The following is a 16,983-nucleotide window of genomic DNA, read 5'->3' as shown; positions in this document are numbered from 1 at the left end:
TACCCGGAGGATCCACACGCGTGACCACCACCGCCCCCGCCACCACTCCCACGACCGCCGCCCTGTCCGGTCTGGCGGGTGCGGTCCTGGCCAACCCGGCGCTGGCCGACCTGCGCGACGGTCTGGACCGGGACACCGCGGTGGTGCGCGCCCCGGAGGCGCTGCGGCCCTTCCTCGTCGCCGCGTTGGCGCAGCGCACCCCCTTGTTGGTGGTGACCGCCACGGAGCGTGAGTGTGAGGAGCTGGCCGACGAGCTGTCGGGGCTGTACGACGACGAGGTCGCGCAGTTCCCGAGCTGGGAGACCTTGCCCCATGAGCGTCTCTCGCCGGCGGCGGACACGATCGGTCGCCGGCTCGAGGTGCTGAACTCGGTGTTGTCCGGGCGGCCCCCGGGGATCGTCGTGGCGGCGGCGCGGTCGGTGGTGCAGCCGATCTCGCCCGGGGCGGCCCGCCGGGAGCCGGTGCGGCTGGCCAAGGGCGCCGAGGTCGACCCCACCGAGCTCATGGCGCGCCTGGCCGAGTTCGCGTACCTGCGCGAGGACATGGTGGCCCGGCGCGGCGACGTGGCGGTGCGCGGCGGCATCGTGGACGTCTTCCCGACCACCGCGGACCACCCGCTTCGGATCGAGTTCGACGGCGACACCATCGCCGAGATCCGCGAGTTCTCCGTGGCCGACCAGCGCTCGCTCCCGGACGGCGAGGTCGAGTCCGCGGTGTTGTTCCCGTGCCGCGAGCTGCTGCTCGACGACGCCGTGCGGGCGAAGGCGGGGGAGCTGGCCGCCGAGCACCGCGCCAACCCGACGCTCGCCGAGCTGCTGGACTCACTGGCCGAGGGCATCCCGCGCGACGGTATGGAGGCACTGACCTCGGTGCTCGTGCCGGAGGACATGACGACCCTGCCGATGCTCATGCCCTCGGGCACCCGCGTGGTGGTGTGCGACCCGGACAAGGTCCGCCGCCGCGCCGCCGACCTGGCCTCCGCCGGCCGGGAGTTCCTCGAGGCCTCGTGGACCGCCGCCACTATGGGCGGCGACGCCCCCGTGGACAGCGAGACGCTGGACCTGTCCGGGTCGGGCTACCGCACCTTCTCCGCCGTCCGCTCCGAGGCCACCGAGGCGGGCCGCGCCTGGTGGCAGCTGGTCCCGCCCGGATTCCTCACCGACCCCGAGGACGGACTGGTGGTCACCGTCCCCGCCGGCGACCCGCCCGCCCCTCGTGGCAAGGACTCGGAGATGGAGGCCATGTTCGTCCGGCTCCGGGCCCTGGTCGGCGGCGGCGGACGGGCCGCGATGGTCGTGCCCGGCCACGGCACCGTCACCCGGATCCTGGAACGCCTCTCGGAGGCCGAGGTCCCCGCCACGGCCGCGACGGCGGGATCCGAACCCGCCGCCGGACTGGTGTCGGTCTACGAGGCCGTCCTGCACGGCGGGTTCTCGCTCTCCACCGGCGCTGGCGCTGCCGGGGGCACTGTCGCCGCCGGGGTGGCGGACGACCTCGTCGTCGTCTCCGAAACGGACCTCACCGGCAACCGCCTCGGCTCCACCACCCGCCCCAAGGCGCGCCACTCCAAGCGGCGCAACCAGGTCGACCCGCTGGCGCTGAAGGCCGGCGACTGGGTGGTGCACGACCAGCACGGCATCGGCAAGTTCGTGGAGATGGTCGAGCGCCAGGTGCGCGGCGGCGACGGCTCCTCACGCCGCGAGTACCTGGTCATCGAGTACGCGCCCGGCAAGCGCGGCGCGGCCGGGGACCGGCTCTACGTGCCCATGGAGTCGCTCGGTCAGCTCAGCCGGTACGTCGGCGGCGAGGCCCCGACGCTGTCCAAGATGGGCGGCGCCGACTGGCAGAACACCAAGCGCAAGGCCCGCAAGGCGGTCCGCGAGATCGCCACCGAGCTGGTGCAGCTCTACGCCAAGAGGCAGTCCGCGCCCGGGCGCGCCTTCGGCCCCGACACCCCGTGGCAGCGCGAGATGGAGGACGCGTTCCCCTTCACCGAGACCGTCGACCAGCTCACCGCGATCGAGGACGTCAAGCACGACATGGAGAAGACCGCCCCCATGGACCGCGTGGTGGTGGGCGACGTCGGCTACGGCAAGACCGAGGTCGCCGTGCGCGCCGCGTTCAAGGCGGTGCAGGACGGCACCCAGGTCGCGGTGCTCGTGCCGACCACGCTGCTCGCGCAGCAGCACCTGGCCACGTTCACCGAGCGCATGACCGGTTTCCCCGTCACCATCAAGGGACTCAGCCGCTTCACCTCCGACGCCGAGGCCAAGCAGACGCTCAAGGGCCTCGCCGACGGCACGGTGGACGTGGTGATCGGCACGCACCGGCTCCTCGCGACCGGGGTGCAGTGGAAGAACCTGGGCCTGGTGATCGTGGACGAGGAGCAGCGCTTCGGCGTCGAGCACAAGGAGCACATCACCTCCCTGCGCACGCACGTGGACGTGCTCACCATGTCCGCCACCCCGATCCCGCGCACGCTCGAGATGTCGCTCGCCGGCATCCGCGAGATGAGCCAGATCCTCACCCCGCCGGAAGAGCGGCTGCCCGTGCTGACGTACGTGGGCGCGTACTCGGACAAGCACGTCGCCGCCGCGATCCGGCGCGAGCTGCTGCGCGAGGGGCAGATCTTCTACGTCCACAACCGCGTGCGGACCATCGACTCCACGGCGGCGAGGATCCGCGACCTGGTGCCCGAGGCCCGCGTCGTGGTGGCGCACGGGCAGATGGGGGAGGAGCAACTCGAGCAGACCGTCGGCGGCTTCTGGAACCGCGACTACGACGTGCTGGTGTGTACGACCATCGTCGAGACCGGCCTGGACATCTCCAACGCCAACACCCTCATCGTGGACCGCTCCGACCAGCTGGGTCTGTCGCAGATGCACCAGCTGCGCGGACGCGTCGGCCGGTCCCGGGAGCGCGGGTACGCCTACTTCCTCTACGACCCGGAGAAGCCGCTCACCGAGACCGCCTACGACCGACTGGCTACCATCGCCCAGAACAATGACCTCGGTGCCGGTATGGCCGTGGCCATGAAGGACCTCGAGCTGCGTGGCGCCGGCAACGTGTTGGGTGCCGAGCAGTCGGGTCACATCGCGGGCGTCGGGTTCGACCTCTACATCCGTCTCGTGGGCGAGGCCGTGGAGGCCTACCGTGCGGTGGCCGACGGCGAGACGGTGGAGGTCGAGGAGGAACTCGGGGAGATCCGGATCGAGCTGCCAGTGGACGCCTACATCCCGGTCGAATACGTCGACGGCGACCGACTGCGGCTGGAGGCCTACCGCAAGCTCTCGCAGGCTCGGGAGGCCGCGGACATCGACGCCGTGGTCGAGGAACTGCTCGACCGCTACGGACCGCTGCCCGTCGAGGCCCGTCGCGTGGTGTCCGTCTCGCGGCTGCGGCTGGTCGCGCAGAAGTACCGGGTCCGCGAGATCGTGCTCGCCGGGTCCCGCCTGCGCGTGGGCCCGCTCGACCTGCTGGACTCCCAGCAGATGCGGCTCAAGCGCATGTACCCCGCCGCCCAGTACCGGGCCACGCAGAAGACCGTGCTGCTCCCGCTGCCCAAGGCCGCCGGCGCGCGTGCGGGTGCCGGTGGGGAGAAGGCGCGCGACGACGAGATGCTGCAGTACGCCGCCGACTTCCTCACGGCGATGGCCGGGGATCCGGAGGGGTCGAACCCGGTGATCCAGCCCGAGACGGCGCCGGCGCGATGAGCTCCGGCGCTTCGGCCCGCGACGCCCACCCCGACCCCCACCGCGACGCCCACCTTCCCCATCGAGAAGACGGTTCCGCACAAGGCCACTCGGCAGATGCGCGCGAAACTGTCTTCTCGACGGCGTCGGGCGCTCGGGGGGGCGCCGCCGGCGATCGCCTGGCCGAGGCCGTCGAGGTGATGGCCCGCATCCGCCGCGACGGCGAGTGGGAGTCCGCCCAGACCCACGCCTCCCTCCTGCCGTACCTGCTCGAGGAGTCGTGGGAGCTGGTCGACGCGGTGGCCGACGGTGACCGCGACGAGCTGGTCTCCGAGCTGGGCGACCTGCTGCTGCAGGTGCTGTTCCACGCGGCGATCGGGGCGGAGCGGGACTCCGAGCCGTTCGACGTGCACGACGTGGCCGGGGCGCTGCTCGACAAGCTCCGCCGCCGGGCTCCGTACTGGTTCACCGACGAGCCCGGCAGTGAGCCCGGTCGTGGGCCCGGGGCTGCGCCCGGCAGTGCGCCCGGCAACGGGTCCGGGTCCCTCAATGCGGCGGAGCAGGACCGTCTGTGGCAGCAGGCCAAGGCCGCCGAGCGCGCAGGCCGCCCGCCGCGCGGTGTGGTCGAGGGCATCTCCTGGGACATGCCCGCCCTGGCGCTGGGGCAGAAGGTGCTGGAGCGTGTCCGCTCGGCCGGGATCCCCGACGATCTCGTTCCCGCCGGGATGCGGGTCGTCCACGTGGACCCCACGGGGTTGTTCCGCGCTCGCGGGGACGACGCGGACGATTCGGGTTCCGCGGAGGTCGAGTACCGGAAAGTGGTCCGGCGGTTCGCGAGCGCCGTCAGTGCAGCCGAATCGCGTCTATCGGGGCCCGTGGACGCCGCGACCGCCGATGACTGGCGCGAGGCATGGCGTTCGGCCCACTCCGCCCAGGCCGTTCACGACACCGCCGAGTCCGGGCACGACGTCAGCTAGGCCGGGCGCTCAGCTCCTCCTGCCCCATCGGTGACCTCTTCCTTAAGTTGACGCGTCTCTGCGTCCCGGTGCGCCGACGAGCCGAGGCCGTGTACCGGAGTTTCCCGACCGGGTATCTCGCCTGCCCAGAGGCGGTATTTGTTGCACTTCGGTGAGAATTGTTGGGTGTGCGCGGGTGGCCTGGAGATTTCTACAACGCAGCCTGAGTGCGGGACGGGATTTGGCGCTTCCCTCCATCGGCACCCCAGAAATCCGGGCGAGATCTCGGCACATCGGTTGCCGTCTTTGGAGCTCTCCGACAACCGCCCTCCCCAGGAGGATTCTCAGTTTCCGCCCAGACTTCTCTATGGTGGGAACGTTGGTCTGACAAAAGAAGAGGGAAAGGGGCAGAAAGGTTGCTTGAAACCACCGCATTGAGCGCGACCGCTGTCGTGCTACTTCTACTGTTGTTCTACGGCGGAACCATGTTCGGTTCCATGCGGATCGCGCAGAAGGACGAGAACGCCGACGACTTCATGACCGCCGGTCACAAGATCGGGTTCGGCATGTCGGCGGCATCGATGACCGCCACGTGGATCTGGGCGTCATCCATGTACGCCTCGGTCAACTCGGGCTACCTCTACGGCATCTCGGGGCCGATCCACTACGGGCTCTGGGGTGCCCTGATGATCCTGTTCATCTACCCCTTCGGGCGACGCATCCGGAAGGTCGCGCCCCAGGCGCACACCCTCGCGGAGGTCATGTTCGCCCGCCACGGCCGGTCCTCCCAGCTCATGCTGGCCGGATCCAACATCCTCGGCTCCGTCATCTCGCTGACGTCGAACTTCATCGCCGGCGGCGCGCTGATCTCCATGCTCAGCCCGTTCAGCTTCATCCAGGGCGTGATCGTGATCGCCGGCGGCGTCCTGCTCTACACCCTGTGGTCGGGTTTCCGTGCCTCGGTGCTGACGGACTTCGGCCAGGTGCTGGCGATGCTCGGCGCGGTGATCATCATCGTGCCGGCGATGTTCTTCTTCCTCGGCGGCATCGAGTTGTTCGAGTCCGGCGCCCAGAACCTCACGCCGCAGCAGCAGTCGTTCTTCTCCTCCGATGCGTTCCTCAACCAGGGCGCCCCGTACATCGCGGCCGTGCTGGCCTACGCCATCGGTAACCAGACCATCGCGCAGCGACTGTTCGCGGTGCGTGAGGACCTCATCAAGCCGACGTTCATCACGGCGACCATCGGCTACGGCGCCACGATCATCGGTATCGGCATGGTGGGTGTGCTGGCGCTGTACGCGGGCATCGATCCCTCCGACGGCGACCCGAACAACCTGCTCCCGCAGGTCGCCGCCGAGTACCTGCCGGGCGTGCTCGTCGCCGTCTTCTTCATCATGATCATCGGCTCGCTGTCCTCGACGGCGGACTCGGATCTGGCGGCCATGTCCTCGATCGCGATGACCGACATGTACGGCCAGAGCCTGCGTGGCCGGGGCAGGATCCCCAACCCGCGCACGATGCTCATCATCGGCCGCGTCACCATGATCCTGGCGACCGTGGCGGCGTTGATCTTCGCGAACATCCGGTTCAACATCCTGGATCTGCTGGTGTTCGTCGGTGCCCTGTGGGGTGCGCTCGTGTTCCCGGTGATCGCGAGTTTCTACTGGAAGAAGGTCACCAACTCCGCCTTCACGGTGTCGGTCCTCGTGGCGCTGGCCGTGTTCATCCCGACCCGGTTCGGGCTCGTCCCGGACACGGGTCTCCTGCCCGTCGCGATCGAGGCGCTGGCCGTGATCGGTGTGGGCGTGGTGCTGGGCCTGATGGTGTTCGGCTTCATCGGGCTGCGTCCGGCGGTGGTGGTCGCGGCGATCGCCGCGCTGGTCAGTGCGCCGTTCATCTTCGGCTTCCTGCGCGACTACGACACCCTGACGGCCTCGCTCGTGGCGTACGCGGTGAGCACGCTCGTCTGTGTGGGGATGTCGTTCCGTAGCTCGATGGAGTTCGACTTCGCCACCATCGCCCGCGACACCGCCGACTACGACACGGAGGAGGTCGCGGAGGAACTCGAGGCCGAGGCCGAGGGTGACGCCGCCGTGGTCGCCGCCGGGAGTGATCGGCGCCGACGCGATGACGACGACAACGACGACGACGACCTGGTTCGGGTCTAGGAAAGGCAGGTCAGATACTCATGACACCGATTCTTCTCACCATCTATGTGCTCATATGGCCGGTGATCGTGGCCGGCGTCCTGGCCGTGCTCGTGCGTGGCTTCGTCAAGGAGGTCGCGGAGTCCAGGCGCGACGGCGAGGCGATCATCTAGTCCGCTCACGCGCAGTCCCGAGGGGTTCGCGCGCGGGGTGAGCCCCCGGTCGGCAGTCGCCGACCGGGGGTTCATCTCATATCCGGTGCGGCTGGGCGAGGAGCGAGCTGTCGACCTCCTCCCAGGAGCTCGCCCCGCTGAGCGACATCGTGAGGTCGATCTCGGCGAGCAGGTTGTCCAGCACCTCGCCGACGCCGCGTTCACCGGCGATGGCCAGGCCGTAGATGTGGGGCCGGCCGATCGTCACGGCGTCCGCCCCGCAGGCCATGGCCTTGACGACGTCGGTGCCGTTGCGGATGCCGGAGTCGAGCAGCAGGGTCGGGTCCGGGCCGACGGCCTCGCGGATCGCCACGAGTGCGTCGAGGGTGCCGATCGATCCGTCGACCTGCCGACCTCCGTGGTTGGAGACCATGACCGCGTCGACCCCGGCGTCGAACGCCTGCCGCGCGTCATCGGGGTGCAGGACGCCCTTGAGGACGATCGGCAGTCGCGTCCGGTCCCGCAGGGTGGCCAGGTGGTCCCAGCTCAGCGCCGGGTTGGAGAACGTGTCGAGGAATGTCTGGACGGCGGCTCTGGTCTCGGGGGCGCGGAGATTCTCGCGCCACGATCCCGGGTGGTTGCGCGCCATCTCGAGAAGCGTCAGCGCCGCCTGCGGGGTGACCTTGACCGCGTCGGCGTCCGCGCCCGCCGCGGCCTCGCGCTCCACCCGCTCGGCGACAAGCTGCCGGAAACGCGGATCGGAGGTGTACTGCGCGATCCCCACCCCGCGGGTGAAGGGCAGCGATCCGAGGTCGAGGTCCCACGGCCGCCACCCGAGGGTGGTGGTGTCGAGTGTGACGACCAGGGCGCCGGCGTCGATGCCCTCGGCCCGGGCGATGAAGCTGTCGACCAGCTGCTCGTCGCTGCTCCAGTACAGCTGGAACCAGCGGGGACTGTCCTGCATCGCCGCGGCCGTGGCCTCCATGGGCGAGGAGCCCTGCGAGGAGAAGATGTACGGCAGTCCCCGCTGGGCGGCGGCCCGTCCGACAAGCAGGTCGGCGTCCCGGCGGATCATCCCGGCTGCACCGATGGGGGCGACCAGGACGGGGGCGGGGAGCTTCTGGCCGAGCACGGTGGTGGAGATGTCGCGCCGGGAGGTGGCGCGGAGCATGCGGGGAACGAGTTGCCGCCGGTCGAAGGCGTCGCGGTTGGCGGCCATGGTCTGACCGGAACCGGCACCGCCGTAGACGTAGGCCCAGGCCTTTCTCCCTCCCGGTCGGCGCAGGAGGGCGCGGCGGGCTGCGGCTTCCAGCTTCTCTGCGCTGGTGGGCACCGCGGGTGTGATGCCGGAGACGCCGGATCGGTAGATGACGTTCTGTCGCGCTCGGCCCGGATTGGCCGGGGCGGGGTCGCCTGTGAGGGGGGTCACGAAGTCTGCCGTCATACCGGCGAGCGTACTTACGCCCGGGGTTCGGCGGACGGTTCGCGCGGCCCGCGCACCATGGCGGTCGAGGACTGGCCGGGCAGGGTCGGCACGGAGCCCACCGCCTCGAATCCGAAACGCTCGTAGAGCCGACGGCTCGCCGGGGTGGTGGACTCGAGGAACGCGAGCGGGGTCGGCGACTGGTCGACGACCCGCAGGCGGTGCTCGAGCAGTGCAGATCCGACTCCCTTACCGCGGGCCTCGGGTCCGGTGCCGATATCGCGGATGTACCAGTGCGGCGCGGTGGGCCGGTAGGCCTCGATCTGGTGGGTGTGGCGGGCGCCGCGTCCGAGGGGCAGCCGACCCAGGGTCCAGCGCACAGCGCCGGAGATTCCGCGCGCGGCGGTGGCGAGGGCACCGGTGTCGGCCGGGGGCGCCCACATGATCGCGCCGACGAGGCGTCCGTCGTCCATCGCGACGTCGATCCACTGGGGGTGTCGCCGCACGCGGCGGAGGTAGTACGCGGTCAGTTTGGCGGCCCGGGTCTCGTCCTTGGGCAGCGTGACCGACCACGCGGGGTCGTCGCGGAAGGCCTCGGTGAGGATGCGGGCGATCGAGGGGGCATCGGCGCGCGTGGCCGTACGGACTGTGACCATGGGCGGTCTCCTGGGGCTGTCGCTGGGGCGGGAAGCGGGAGTGGGAGCTGGTGCTGGGAGCTGGTGCTGGGAGCTGGTGCGGGGCGGAATCTAGGTCAGGTGCGCGGTGGTCAGACAGGTGAGGTCGTCGTCACCGGTGGAGATCGGCACTTCCGAGGTCGCGCCGTCGTGCTCGATGGTGAGGGTGCCGGTGAGATCGCGGGGGAGCCACAGTCCGACGAAGCCGTTGTCGTAGACCGTGCGCGTCTCCTCGAGGATCGACTGTCCCGCGTCGTCGGTCACTGTGATGTCGACGGTCTCGCCGCCCATCTCACCGAGACAGGTGGTCAGGCTGTGGAAGAGGCAGTCATGGGTCTGGTCCCGGTACGGCGCGACGGACAGGTAGAACTCGTCGTCCGGCATCGGCAGGGTCGCGATGGAGCCGCCGGCGTTGTCGGTGAGGACGAGTTCGGTCGGCTGGACCGAGGCGACGAGCGTGGTGGGGCGCTCGGCGACGGGCATCGTGTCGAGGTGTTCGATCACCCCGCGGGCATCCATCTCGGCCAGGCCGTACTGGTCGAGGACCTCGGCCGTCACGGTCTGGCCCGCCTCGGTCTGGCCCGCCGCGGTCTGGCCCGCCGCCGTCCGGCCCGGTTCTCCCGGGTTCGACTGCGTGGAGCCGCAGGCGGCGAGGGTGAGGCAGCTCGCGGTGAGGGCTGCGGCCAGGGCGCGGCGCCGCGGGAAAGTGGTGGGGGGCATTGCCGGGTGGGCTCCTTGTCCGGTCTCGCGGTGACGGTGAGGTCTCACATCGCGGAGAGCATGTCACGCATGGTGGCGATCTCCCGCTGCTGGGTGTCGATGATCGACCGGGCCAGGTCGATGGTCGGCTGATACCCGCCGTCCGCCACCTCGCCCCGGGCCATGTCTATGGCTCCCTCGTGGTGGGCGATCATCTGCTCGAGGAACAGTCGTACGGCGTCGGTGCCCTCGGCATCGGACAACTGTTGGAGCTCGTCGGCGGAGAGCATGCCGCCCATCATCGACATGTCCTCACCCATGTTCATGCCGCCGTCGCCCTGGCTGCCGCCACCGTGACCACCGTGGCCGTCCCGCGGTCCGGTCGGCTGATCCCACTCGTCCAGCCACGCCTCCATCTGCTCGATCTCCGGGCCCTGCTCGGCCTTGATCTTCTCGGCGAGGGCGGTGACGTCATCGGGGATGTCGGGCTTGGCCAGGATGATGTCGCTCATCTCGATCGCCTGCTCGTGGTGCGGGATCATCATCCGGGAGAACATCACGTCGGCGGCGGTGGATTCCCCGGACTCCGCGCCTGTCCCGGACTCTGCGCCTGCACCGGCGGAGCTGGTGGGTGCGGTCGCCGGGTCGTCACCGCTGTCGGCGCAGGCGGTCAGGACCAGCGCGGAGGTGGCCACGGCGGAGGAGATCAGAATTCTCGTGCGGGTCATGGCTGGGTGTCCTCTCCTCGGGGATCGGTACCGTGCTCAGCCCAGGGTATGCAGAATCGCGAGACCGAGTGCCCCGCACGCGGCGGCGACGAGCAGTGAGGCGAGCGTGCCGATGATGAATCGCTCGCTGACCGCGGGATTCTCCCGGATCTCGGGATAGCGACCGAGCGCCTTGATCGCCACCACCACCGCGGCGAGCTCGAAGCGGCCGGCGAGGATGGCGGCGGTGAGGCCGACGCGTTCGAGGATCCCGATCCACATCCCGCCGCGCAGCACCTCGCGGACAGCCGGGGCGGGATCGTCGCGTCGGCGCACCACGGGCCGGCGCGAGTCACCACTCACCTCGACGGTCGGGGGTTGGGGCACCCGCGCGGAGCGCAGGACGAGCGACGCGATCGGCGAACCGAGCGCCGCGGAGGCGATCAGGCTCAGCGTCACCACGATCGCGACGAGGATCCAGTCGGGCCAGGTGCTCATCGGTCGGCCTTTCCGCGCTGGCTTCTCGCAGGGCTGCCGACTCCGCCGACGGTGGCGTCGTGTGTGCCCACGAGCAGGCGATCGAGCACCGGATAGGCGGCGCGCTCCTCCCGGATCCGCGACAGCCGCAGCGCCCCGGTGACCGAGGCGGGGGTGATGCCCAGTTCCTCGGCGGCCGCGACCTGGGTGGGGGAGCGGTCGACGGCGTCCACCACCCGCCACTGCGCCTCGGTGCGGCCGAGCACGAGCGGCGCGACGAGGGCCCACACCGCCTCGCAGTCGGCGGCCCACGCCGTCGCCGAGGTGCCGTCGTCACGTGATCCGGGGTCGCCCGTCACCCGTATCGCCACCGAGCCGGGGAGGCCCTTCGCGGCATCGACCGCGACGCGGGCCGCGAGATAGGCGTCCCCGCGACCGGCCCTGGTCCCGGAGGAGTAGGACTCGTCGTCGACCTCTCCCGCCCCGACGCCGCAGTGCCAGTCACCCTCGCGCAGTGCGACGAGCAGCGCGGACCGTACCGCGGCCGGATCCTCGAGCAGGCCCTGGACCTCGTCGCCGGCCGTGCGCTCGAACGCGGCCGCGGTCGGGACGTCCGCCAGGGCGTCGAGCAGGGCGGGTACCCGGTCGGCGCTGGTGCGGCTGCGGCGCTGGTCGATGGTCACCACGTACATAGGGCGATCGTGCCACACCGCGCGGACATAAGGTCAAAACACCTCAAACTTACAAATGAGCCGTTATTGCCTCATTTGTCTGATTGAGGCGGAGAGGCCTCACGTGCCGGCGTCCCTGCCCCTGCCCCTGCCCCCGCCACCGCGGGTGGCGGGGGGCGTGCGCGCCGCCCGCAGCCCGTTGAGGATCACGACGACCTCGGCGACCTCGTGGATGAGCACCACCGCGGCGAGACCGAGGACGCCGGTGACGGCCAGCGGGACCAGGGCCGTGATGAGGACCAGAGAGAGGACGATGTTCTGGTTGATAATCCGGCGGCCCCGCCGGGCGTGTGCGAGTGCGCGGGGCAGGAGCCGCAGGTCGGTGCCGGTGAAGGCCACGTCGGCGGACTCGATGGCGGCGTCGGATCCGGCCGCGCCCATGGCGATCCCGACGTCTGCGGTCGCGAGCGCCGGGGCGTCGTTGATGCCGTCGCCGATCATCGCCGTGGGCCGGGACCGGGCCAGTCCGGCGACCGCGTCGGCCTTGCCCGCGGGCGAGAGGTCGGCGCGGATGTCGCCGATGCCGGCCTGCGCGCCGAGAGCGGCCGCGGTGCGCGGGTTGTCTCCGGTCAGCATGCTCACGCCGATGCGGTGGTCGGCCAGGGTGGCGACGACGACGAGGGCCTCGGGCCGCAACTCGTCGCGGATGCCGATGGCGCCGATCGGGCGGCCGTCGCGGTGGACCACCACCACGGTCATGCCCTCGTGCTCGAGGGCCGTGATCTGCTCGGTGAGCTCCCCGGTGGCGAGCCGGCGCGGTGATCCCACGGTGACAAGGTGGCCGTCAACGGTGCCGCAGATCCCGTGCCCGGCGGACTCCTCGACGTGCTCGGCGTCCGCGATTCGCGGCCCGGTGACCGGCGGGTCGGCCGGGTCCCGCCGGGCCGTTCCGGCCAGGGCGGCGGAGGTGATGGCGGCGGCCAGCGGGTGGGTGCTGTGGCGCTCGACGGCCGCGGCCAGCGAGAGCACCTCGGTCTCGCCCGAGCCGGGGGCGGTGAGGACACGCACGACCGAGGGGTCGTTGCGGGTGAGGGTCCCGGTCTTGTCCATCGCGAGGTGGCGGATGGTGCCGAGCCGCTCGAACGCCGCCCCGGACTTCACGACGACACCGAACCGGCTGGCCGCACCGATCGCGGAGACGACGGTGACCGGCACCGAGATCGCCAGGGCGCAGGGCGAGGCGGCGACGAGGACGATCAGGGCCCGGGTGATCCACAGCTCCGGGTCGCCGAGCAGCGAGCCGAGGCCCGCGACGAGCAGTGCCAGAACGAGCACCCCGGGGATCAGCGGGCGGGCGATCCGGTCGGCGAGGCGGGCCCGGTCACCCTTCTCGGTCTGGGCGCGCTCGACCAGGTCGACGATCGTGGTGAGCGTGTTGTCTGTGCCCGGGGCGGTGGTGGTGAGATCGAGGAGGCCGGAGGTGTTGATCGAACCGGCGAGGACGCGGTCGCCGGGCGCGACCTCGACGGGGATCGACTCGCCCGTGACCGCGGAGGCGTCGACGCTGCTGCGGCCGCGGGCCACGATCCCGTCGGTGGCGATGCGCTCGCCCGGGGCCACGACGAGCGTCTCGTCGACACGGAGTTCGGCGGTGGGGATCTCGATGGTGTCGGCGCCCCTGCGGACGGTGGCGGTGTCCGGGACCAGCGTCAGCAGGGAGCGTAGGCCGGAGCGGGCGCGGTCCATCGCCTTGTCCTCGAGCGCCTCGGCGATGGAGTAGAGGAACGCCAGCGCTGCGGCCTCCTCGATGTAGCCGAGGATGACGGCGCCCACCGCGCTGATGGTCATGAGCAGCCCGATGCCGAGCCGGCCGCTGGTGAGCAGCCCGCGGATCGCGCCCGGGGCGAACGTCGAGCCACCGAGGAGCAGACCTATCCAGAACAGGGCCTGGCCGGCCGGTCCGGCCCCCGACCACTCCGCCCCCCACCACTCTGCGGCCAGACCTGCGATGAAGGCGAGGCCGGACGCGGCCGGGATGAGGACCGCCGGGTCCCGCCACCACGGCCGGTCCTGCTCCTCGGGCTCGCCGGGTGGGGGAGCCTCGCAGCCGCACGCGGAGGTCATGACGCCGCGCACGTGGGGCAGTCGGAGACCGGGCACTCGGCGTCGCGGTCCACGGCGAGTGTGATGTCGAGCAGCGCGGTGAGTGCGGCCTCGAGGTGCGGGTCGGCGATCTCGTAGCGCATCTGCCGTCCCTCGGGCACCGCCACGGCGATCCCGCAGTCCCGCAGGCATCCAAGGTGGTTGGAGACGTTGGGCCGGGTGAGTTCGAGGTCGCGGGCGAGGTCGGCCGGGTACCGGGGCCCCTCGAGCAGGCACAGCAGGATCCGCGACCGGGTGGGGTCGGCCATCGCCCGGCCGAGCCGATGCATCACGTCGAGGCGGGTGGCACGCGTCAGCATGCGCTGAACAGTACAGCCCACGCTGAACTGACGTTGAGTCACCAGGCGGTCGTCAGACTTCCACACCGCCATAGCCCGCCGAGGAGAGGAATTCACGCACCCGTCTCTCGTGCGATACGCGCGAAATCCTCTTTTCGGCGAGTTGGGGGCGTCAGGCGACGGCGGCGGCGGCGTCAGGCGGCGGCGGCGTCAGGCGGTGGCGGCGTCAGGCGGTGGCGGGACGGCCGATGTCGGGCCGGGAGTCGCCGAAGGTCTCCTTGCGCTCCCGGGCGCGGACCTTCTCGCCCCACGACTCGAGCCGGGCCCGGCCCCACGGCGTGCGGTAGCGCAGGGTGTTGAGCGGGACGAGGTAGGCGTGCGCCCACGGCGGGCGGACCGGTAGGCCGAACTCGTGCATCGACTCGCGGCCGAGCAGGACGGTGAGCATGCTCAGCAGCCGCTCGTGGCCGATCCGGGCCCGCAGGCGGGGCAGCGGCCCGCTGCGGTGGCGGCGTCGTTGGGACTCCACCAGGGCCTGCGTGAGCTTCGGTCCGGCCTCGGAGATGCCGGCCTGCGACAGCAGAATGTGGTAGTTGACGCGGTGACGTTCGCGCTCGCCCTCGACCAGGTAGTGGTCGGCCACGCCCATCAGCCAGCCGACGTAACGCCACATGTGCATCACCGCGTCCGAGTCCTTGCGGCTCACCGGCACGCCCAGGGTGCGCACGCCGAGCAGGACCACGGCATCGAACAGGCCGAGGGTCGAGGCCAGGTCGCTCTGGTTGATGGGCAGGCCCCACCGCTGATTGTCCCAGCGCGGCTCCATGGCGTTGTTGACCACCGCGTGCATGGCCCGCACGTGACCGGTCAGTCGCCACGCCTCGCCGCCCGGCCGCAGCCCGTCCGGGATGGACAGGGACATGGTCCAGTGGCTGGTCTCGGCCAGCCGGCGCAGCGTGGTCTCGCCGGTCAGGCCGCCGGTCGCCACCAGCAGGTCGGTGGGTCCCCCGAACCGGTAGCCGCCGATGAGGGACAGCTGCAGCAGGATGTCGGCGGCGTTCTGGCCGAAGCGCAGGTAGGCCTTCTGTCCCCGCTCGATCTTTTCCCAGTCGACCCACTCCGGGGTGTTCTCGAGGTGCGCGATGTAGTCCCGCAGGATCTGAGGCGCGTCGTCGGGCAGGCCGGCCGAGCCGGAATGCAGCGCCTCGTCGAGCTGGCGGCGGGTCACCGCGCCGGGCTCGCCGGACCGCAGCCGCATGGCGCGGGCGAGCTGATCGCCCAGATCGTCGCGCTCGAAGTAGTCGCGACCGATCCTGTCCATGAGCTTCTCGTCGAGGTGGCCCACGCCGGCGATGGGCTTGAGGGCGCGACCGAGGCGACGGCCACGTTCCTCGCCCTCGCGGAAGCGCTGCGGGTACGGCATCACGGATGTGGTCTTTTCGGGCGCAACGGTCATGACATGACTATGACGCGAGTATTTACTCGCATACAATTCGCGTTCATGAGAAGGGTGCCCAAGCAGGCCAGATCCCGCGCGATGGTGGAGCGGATAGTGGAGGCTGCTCGCGTTGTGCTCGTGCGCGACGGCTACGAGTCGTTCACCACCAACCGCGTCGCCGACGAGGCGGAGGTCAGCCCCGGCTCGCTGTACCAGTACTTCCCGGACAAGTCCGCGCTCGTCGCGGTGGTGATGGACCGCTGGTCGGCGGAGATCTCGGACCGGGTCGCGGCGTCGCTGTCCGCGACGGGTCCGGTCGACGTGAACAACCCGGCGACGGCCCGGTCGATCGCCGACGCCCTGCTCACCGCGCTCGAGGCCGACGCCGGGCTGTTGCGCATCATGTGGGAGGAGTTGCCCGCGGTGCGGCACCGGGCGGCCCAGCACGCCCTCGAGCAGCGGGTCCGCGAACTGCTCGCGGTCTACCTCGCCGCCGCCGGCGCCACGGACGGTGATCCTGCGGCGCGGGCCTGGGTGATCGTCATGGCGGTGGAGAACATCGCCGTGCGATGGGTCCTGGACCGGCCGGCCATCAGCCGGGAGGCGCTGCTCGACGAACTCACCGCGCTGGCCGGGGGCTTCGGCGGGCGCGGCTGACCCCGGCGCCGGGCTCGGCCGACCCCGGCCCGCCGGGAATCGGGGGATACCCCGACGCGCTGCCGGGCCCCGCTCGGGCAGACTTGAGCGCGATGCCCACCCTGACCCCCCGCGCCACCGCGAGTCTCGCGGGCCTGGTCGCCGTTGCCGTGTTGTCGTCGTCGTGTTCCTACGGGCCCACCCGCGAGGCGCCGACGCCCATCCCCCCGGGCATTCCGCCCGCCGCCGGTGCCCCGGTACCGACGATCGACATCAACGCGCCCGGTCGCACCTCCGACCAGCTGCGCGAGTGGGCGTCCGGCATCAACGAGCCGATGAACATCCCCGTCGCCGCACTCGCTGCCTACGGCAACGCCGCCGAGACCATGCGGCAGACCCGGCCCGAGTGCAACCTCGCGTGGACGACGCTCGCCGGGATCGGGCACGTGGAGACGCGGCACGGCCGGTACCGCGGGGCGTCATTGAGTGACGACGGCTACGCGCTCCCGCCGATCATCGGCATCAAACTCGACGGCTCGCCCGGCTTCGCCGACATCCCCGACACCGACGGCGGCGAGCTGGACGGCGACACCGAGAACGACCGGGCCGTCGGGCCGATGCAGTTCATCCCCGAATCGTGGCGCAAGTACGGCGTCGACGCCAACGGAGACGGGCGCGCCGATCCGAACCAGATCGACGACGCCGCCGTGTCCGCCGCGCGCCTGCTGTGCACCAACGGGGGAGACCTCTCGCAGGCCGAGAACTGGCAGCGGGCCGTGCTGGCCTACAACGCGTCGCGCGAGTACGTCATGGATGTGCGCGACGCGGCGGCCGCCTACTCGGTGGGGACCACGGCGCCGTAGGCGGGTG

The 16,983-nt window shown here is 71.1% G+C and carries 15 protein-coding genes; 6 read left to right on the top strand and 9 right to left on the bottom strand.

What is annotated here, in order from left to right:
- Nucleotides 1–20: 20 nt before the first annotated feature.
- From mfd to AC3DE3_RS03855, 4 genes are all read left to right on the top strand, one after another.
- Nucleotides 21–3,713 (top strand): transcription-repair coupling factor, encoded by a 3,693-nt coding sequence (gene mfd / locus AC3DE3_RS03870; protein WP_488369022.1) that lies wholly within the window; start codon nucleotides 21–23, stop codon nucleotides 3,711–3,713.
- A complete protein-coding gene (locus AC3DE3_RS03865; protein ID WP_488369021.1) occupies nucleotides 3,710–4,669 on the top strand; it encodes a MazG nucleotide pyrophosphohydrolase domain-containing protein in 960 nt (319 codons plus the stop codon). Before mfd ends, AC3DE3_RS03865 begins: the two co-directional genes overlap by 4 nt.
- A gap of 464 nt (nucleotides 4,670–5,133) precedes the next feature.
- Nucleotides 5,134–6,816 carry a sodium:solute symporter family protein gene (locus tag AC3DE3_RS03860; RefSeq protein WP_488369020.1) on the top strand — a complete coding sequence of 561 codons (1,683 nt, stop codon included), beginning with the start codon at nucleotides 5,134–5,136 and terminating at the stop codon, nucleotides 6,814–6,816.
- A 20-nt stretch (nucleotides 6,817–6,836) separates the two neighbouring features.
- Nucleotides 6,837–6,968: a putative transporter small subunit gene (locus AC3DE3_RS03855; RefSeq protein ID WP_260488209.1), complete on the top strand. Its 132-nt coding sequence runs from the start codon at nucleotides 6,837–6,839 to the stop codon at nucleotides 6,966–6,968.
- A gap of 76 nt (nucleotides 6,969–7,044) precedes the next feature.
- On the opposite strand, the gene AC3DE3_RS03850 is transcribed toward AC3DE3_RS03855, so the two are convergent.
- The 9 genes from AC3DE3_RS03850 to AC3DE3_RS03810 all read right to left on the bottom strand — a co-directional run bounded on the left by AC3DE3_RS03850 (nucleotide 7,045) and on the right by AC3DE3_RS03810 (nucleotide 15,495).
- A complete protein-coding gene (locus tag AC3DE3_RS03850) occupies nucleotides 7,045–8,391 on the bottom strand; it encodes an alpha-hydroxy-acid oxidizing protein (RefSeq protein ID WP_488369019.1) in 1,347 nt (448 codons plus the stop codon).
- A 14-nt stretch (nucleotides 8,392–8,405) separates the two neighbouring features.
- Nucleotides 8,406–9,026 (bottom strand): GNAT family N-acetyltransferase, encoded by a 621-nt coding sequence (locus tag AC3DE3_RS03845; RefSeq protein ID WP_488369018.1) that lies wholly within the window; start codon nucleotides 9,024–9,026, stop codon nucleotides 8,406–8,408.
- 90 nt (nucleotides 9,027–9,116) lie between these two features.
- Nucleotides 9,117–9,764, bottom strand: coding sequence for a CueP family metal-binding protein (locus AC3DE3_RS03840; protein ID WP_488369017.1), 648 nt, complete (start codon nucleotides 9,762–9,764; stop codon nucleotides 9,117–9,119).
- Nucleotides 9,765–9,808: 44 nt separating this feature from the next.
- On the bottom strand, nucleotides 9,809–10,471 hold the full coding sequence (locus tag AC3DE3_RS03835) for a DUF305 domain-containing protein (RefSeq protein ID WP_488369016.1): 663 nt from the start codon (nucleotides 10,469–10,471) through the stop codon (nucleotides 9,809–9,811).
- A gap of 36 nt (nucleotides 10,472–10,507) precedes the next feature.
- Nucleotides 10,508–10,948: a hypothetical protein gene (locus AC3DE3_RS03830; protein ID WP_488369015.1), complete on the bottom strand. Its 441-nt coding sequence runs from the start codon at nucleotides 10,946–10,948 to the stop codon at nucleotides 10,508–10,510.
- Nucleotides 10,945–11,619, bottom strand: a complete 675-nt coding sequence (locus AC3DE3_RS03825) for a hypothetical protein (protein WP_488369014.1) — start codon at nucleotides 11,617–11,619, stop codon at nucleotides 10,945–10,947. The genes AC3DE3_RS03830 and AC3DE3_RS03825 overlap by 4 nt, the downstream gene beginning before the upstream one ends.
- A gap of 99 nt (nucleotides 11,620–11,718) precedes the next feature.
- On the bottom strand, nucleotides 11,719–13,722 hold the full coding sequence (locus AC3DE3_RS03820) for a heavy metal translocating P-type ATPase (RefSeq protein WP_488369108.1): 2,004 nt from the start codon (nucleotides 13,720–13,722) through the stop codon (nucleotides 11,719–11,721).
- The gene (gene cmtR / locus AC3DE3_RS03815) at nucleotides 13,719–14,060 is read right to left on the bottom strand and encodes a Cd(II)/Pb(II)-sensing metalloregulatory transcriptional regulator CmtR (protein ID WP_488369013.1); all 342 of its coding nucleotides are present in this window, start codon (nucleotides 14,058–14,060) and stop codon (nucleotides 13,719–13,721) included. Before cmtR ends, AC3DE3_RS03820 begins: the two co-directional genes overlap by 4 nt.
- Before the next feature lie 205 nt (nucleotides 14,061–14,265).
- The gene (locus tag AC3DE3_RS03810) at nucleotides 14,266–15,495 is read right to left on the bottom strand and encodes an oxygenase MpaB family protein (RefSeq protein WP_488369012.1); all 1,230 of its coding nucleotides are present in this window, start codon (nucleotides 15,493–15,495) and stop codon (nucleotides 14,266–14,268) included.
- A 45-nt stretch (nucleotides 15,496–15,540) separates the two neighbouring features.
- Between AC3DE3_RS03810 and AC3DE3_RS03805 the strand changes: the two genes are divergently transcribed.
- Nucleotides 15,541–16,134, top strand: coding sequence for a TetR/AcrR family transcriptional regulator (locus tag AC3DE3_RS03805; RefSeq protein WP_488369011.1), 594 nt, complete (start codon nucleotides 15,541–15,543; stop codon nucleotides 16,132–16,134).
- A 92-nt stretch (nucleotides 16,135–16,226) separates the two neighbouring features.
- Nucleotides 16,227–16,976, top strand: coding sequence for a lytic transglycosylase domain-containing protein (locus AC3DE3_RS03800; protein ID WP_488369010.1), 750 nt, complete (start codon nucleotides 16,227–16,229; stop codon nucleotides 16,974–16,976).
- Nucleotides 16,977–16,983 lie beyond the last annotated feature (7 nt).

It is taken from the genome of Dietzia sp. IBK-p2-16D (assembly GCF_057773085.1).
This window is presented reverse-complemented; position numbering and strand designations above follow the sequence as displayed.

Bases quoted from the DNA above. Each gene is read 5' to 3' on its own strand.
- AC3DE3_RS03840 (WP_488369017.1), bottom strand. From the start codon at position 9,764: ATGCCCCCCACCACTTTCCCGCGGCGCCGCGCCCTGGCCGCAGCCCTC.
- AC3DE3_RS03835 (WP_488369016.1), bottom strand. From the start codon at position 10,471: ATGACCCGCACGAGAATTCTGATCTCCTCCGCCGTGGCCACCTCCGCG.
- AC3DE3_RS03805 (WP_488369011.1), top strand. From the start codon at position 15,541: ATGAGAAGGGTGCCCAAGCAGGCCAGATCCCGCGCGATGGTGGAGCGG.
- AC3DE3_RS03845 (WP_488369018.1), bottom strand. From the start codon at position 9,026: ATGGTCACAGTCCGTACGGCCACGCGCGCCGATGCCCCCTCGATCGCC.
- AC3DE3_RS03865 (WP_488369021.1), top strand. From the start codon at position 3,710: ATGAGCTCCGGCGCTTCGGCCCGCGACGCCCACCCCGACCCCCACCGC.
- AC3DE3_RS03850 (WP_488369019.1), bottom strand. From the start codon at position 8,391: ATGACGGCAGACTTCGTGACCCCCCTCACAGGCGACCCCGCCCCGGCC.
- AC3DE3_RS03860 (WP_488369020.1), top strand. From the start codon at position 5,134: ATGTTCGGTTCCATGCGGATCGCGCAGAAGGACGAGAACGCCGACGAC.
- AC3DE3_RS03825 (WP_488369014.1), bottom strand. From the start codon at position 11,619: ATGTACGTGGTGACCATCGACCAGCGCCGCAGCCGCACCAGCGCCGAC.
- cmtR (WP_488369013.1), bottom strand. From the start codon at position 14,060: ATGCTGACGCGTGCCACCCGCCTCGACGTGATGCATCGGCTCGGCCGG.
- AC3DE3_RS03810 (WP_488369012.1), bottom strand. From the start codon at position 15,495: ATGACCGTTGCGCCCGAAAAGACCACATCCGTGATGCCGTACCCGCAG.
- AC3DE3_RS03855 (WP_260488209.1), top strand. From the start codon at position 6,837: ATGACACCGATTCTTCTCACCATCTATGTGCTCATATGGCCGGTGATC.
- AC3DE3_RS03830 (WP_488369015.1), bottom strand. From the start codon at position 10,948: ATGAGCACCTGGCCCGACTGGATCCTCGTCGCGATCGTGGTGACGCTG.
- AC3DE3_RS03820 (WP_488369108.1), bottom strand. From the start codon at position 13,722: ATGACCTCCGCGTGCGGCTGCGAGGCTCCCCCACCCGGCGAGCCCGAG.
- AC3DE3_RS03800 (WP_488369010.1), top strand. From the start codon at position 16,227: ATGCCCACCCTGACCCCCCGCGCCACCGCGAGTCTCGCGGGCCTGGTC.